This window comes from uncultured Leptotrichia sp. (genome assembly GCF_938036635.1).
Classification (GTDB): Bacteria; Fusobacteriota; Fusobacteriia; order Fusobacteriales; family Leptotrichiaceae; genus Leptotrichia; species Leptotrichia hongkongensis.
Map to the genome: position 1 here is coordinate 1 of NZ_CALHQO010000283.1, position 2,550 is coordinate 2,550.

4 protein-coding genes are annotated in these 2,550 nt (G+C 30.4%); all 4 read left to right on the forward strand.

The window, feature by feature from the left end; translation table 11 throughout:
- Positions 1–663 (forward strand): AAA family ATPase (locus Q0370_RS05500; protein WP_299573159.1); only part of this gene is annotated, 663 nt, incomplete at its 5' end.
- A 70-nt stretch (positions 664–733) separates the two neighbouring features.
- Positions 734–1,051, forward strand: a complete 318-nt coding sequence (locus Q0370_RS05505) for a co-chaperone YbbN (protein WP_147006124.1) — start codon at positions 734–736, stop codon at positions 1,049–1,051.
- A 72-nt stretch (positions 1,052–1,123) separates the two neighbouring features.
- A complete protein-coding gene (galE, locus tag Q0370_RS05510) occupies positions 1,124–2,143 on the forward strand; it encodes a UDP-glucose 4-epimerase GalE (RefSeq protein ID WP_299573163.1) in 1,020 nt (339 codons plus the stop codon).
- Positions 2,144–2,161: 18 nt separating this feature from the next.
- The coding region (locus Q0370_RS05515; RefSeq protein WP_299573166.1) for a hypothetical protein at positions 2,162–2,550 on the forward strand (389 nt) is incomplete at its 3' end.

A 2,550-nucleotide genomic window follows, 5' to 3' on the forward strand; every position in this document is an offset into this window, starting at 1 on the left:
CCTGATTTGAAAGAGGTAGATGTTCAAACAGTAAGTACAGGATCTCTAATTCTTGATAATATTCTAGGTGGTGGTGTTGCAAAAGGACGTATCATTGAAATTTATGGATCTGAAGCATCTGGTAAAACCTCTATTGCTTTAACAATGGCTGGTAATATTCAAAAAGAAGGTGGGAATGTTGTATTCCTAGATGTTGAACAAGCATTTGACCCTAGATATGCTAGACGTTTAGGTGTTGATACTGATAATTTAGCAATTTCTCAACCTATCATTGCGGAACAATGTTTAAAAATTGTAAATGATTTATGTGCTTCAGGTACAGTTGACATGATTGTTGTGGATTCAGTTGCTTCAATGGTGCCTCGTGCTGAATATGAACAAGATGATTTTGAAAAAGCAACAATTGGTTTGGTTGCAAGGTTAATGAGTAAAGCATTAAAACAAATTGCTGCAAATGCTCATAAAAATCAATGTACTGTAGTTTTCTTAAACCAAACAAGGGCAAATGTTGGGGTAATGTATGGGCCTTCAACAACAACATCAGGTGGTAATGCTTTGAAATTCTATGCTTCACAAAGAATTGAAGTTAAAAGAAAAGGTAAAGTAGAAGAAGATGGAGATGTTATTGGAAATGAAGTCTTCTTAAAATTAGTCAAAAAATAAAATTGCACAAATTAATTAAAATTGGTATAATAACTGAAAATATAATTTTATTAAAATATGAGGTGAAAATATGAGTAAAATCATTAATTATGCTGGCGAAGACTTTGATAATGAAATAATTTTACAAACTGGACTTACACTTATAGATTTTTATGCTATCTGGTGCGGACCTTGTCAAATGCTTGAAAAGGTTATTAGCGAAGTAGCTGACAATTCTGAGTGCAAGATTGTCAAAGTTGATGTTGACGATTATCCTGAATTTGGAACCAAATTTAAAATAAGAGGATTGCCTATGCTTATTTTATTTAAGGATGGGAAAATTGTAGAAACTTTAAATGGTTTTCAAACTTTTGATGAGATTATGGAAAAAATCAATTTACATAATTAATTAGGTAATTTTAAAATTTGACTAAAATAATATAAAAAATTAAAAATTTTTAGAAAGAAGGTAGATATTTTTATGAAAACAATTTTAGTGCCAGGAGGAGCTGGATATATTGGTTCCCATACAGTTTTAGATTTAATAAAGAAAGGATTTAATCCAATAATAGTAGATGATTTTAGCAATTCAAACAAAAAAGTTATTACAATTTTAGAAGAACTTTCTGGAACAAAAATATCTTTTTATGAACTGGATATAAAAAATAAAGAAGGATTGAGAAAAATCTTTAGTGAAAATAAAATTGATGCTGTAATTAACTTTGCAGGATTTAAGGCAGTTGGAGAATCTGTGGAAAAACCACTTATGTATTATAGAAATAATTTATTTGGTATGATTACTTTGCTTGAAGTGATGGAGGAATTTAATGTAAAAAACATTGTATTCAGTTCTTCAGCTACGGTTTACGGTATTCCTGAAAAAATGCCTTTAGTTGAAGGTGATCCAATGGGTGCAACAAATCCTTATGGCCGAACAAAACTTATGATTGAAAATATTTTAGTTGATTTGGCAACTTCTGATGATTCTTGGAATATTATTGCCCTTAGATATTTTAATCCATTAGGAGCTCATGAGAGCGGAAGAATCGGAGAAGATCCAAACGGTATTCCAAACAACCTTGCCCCTTACATAACTCAAGTTGCAGTAGGAAAATTAGAAAAACTGCATGTTTTCGGAAATGATTATGATACACCTGATGGGACTTGTATAAGGGACTTTATTCACGTAAATGACTTAGCAGCAGGGCATTCTGCCGCTATAAATTATTTGTTTAGTGGAAACATTGGATTTGAAGCAATAAATTTAGGAAGTGAAAAAGGTTACAGCGTCCTTGAAATTCTAAAAAACTTTGAAAAAGCCGTTGGAAAAACTATTCCGTATGTAATTGACGGCCGTAGAGCAGGAGATATTGCCGTTTCCTATGCCGATGCCTCAAAAGCTAAAAAATTATTAAACTGGGAAGCAAAATACACTATCGAAGATATGTGCAGAGATTCTTGGAACTGGCAGAAAAAAAATCCAAATGGATTTGAAGATTAATTTTTTTACGGAGGTGTCATGAAAAAAATTTTTTTGTTAATTTTTACAGCTATTTTTATTTTTAGCTGTAATGATGGTTCTTTAAAAGAAACACAATCTGATAAAATGACTGAAGAAGAAAAGGTAAAATTTGAAAAACTTCAAAATATGTCACCATATTTAGGAGTATTAAAAACTATTAATCCGTATGATGATGTATTCTCTGAATATGATTACAAATATAGCATGTATTTTAGGATAAAAAGAGGCGAAAAAGAAGAGTTTTTTATCCCTTCAGAAATAAATATACGGGAACTTGTAGAAAAATATCCAGTAACTCCAATGGAAAAAAAATATTTTGAAATAAAGAAGTTTTTAAAGAATATGATTCAAAATAATAGTATTCTAAAAGATTTTGAAAAACCATT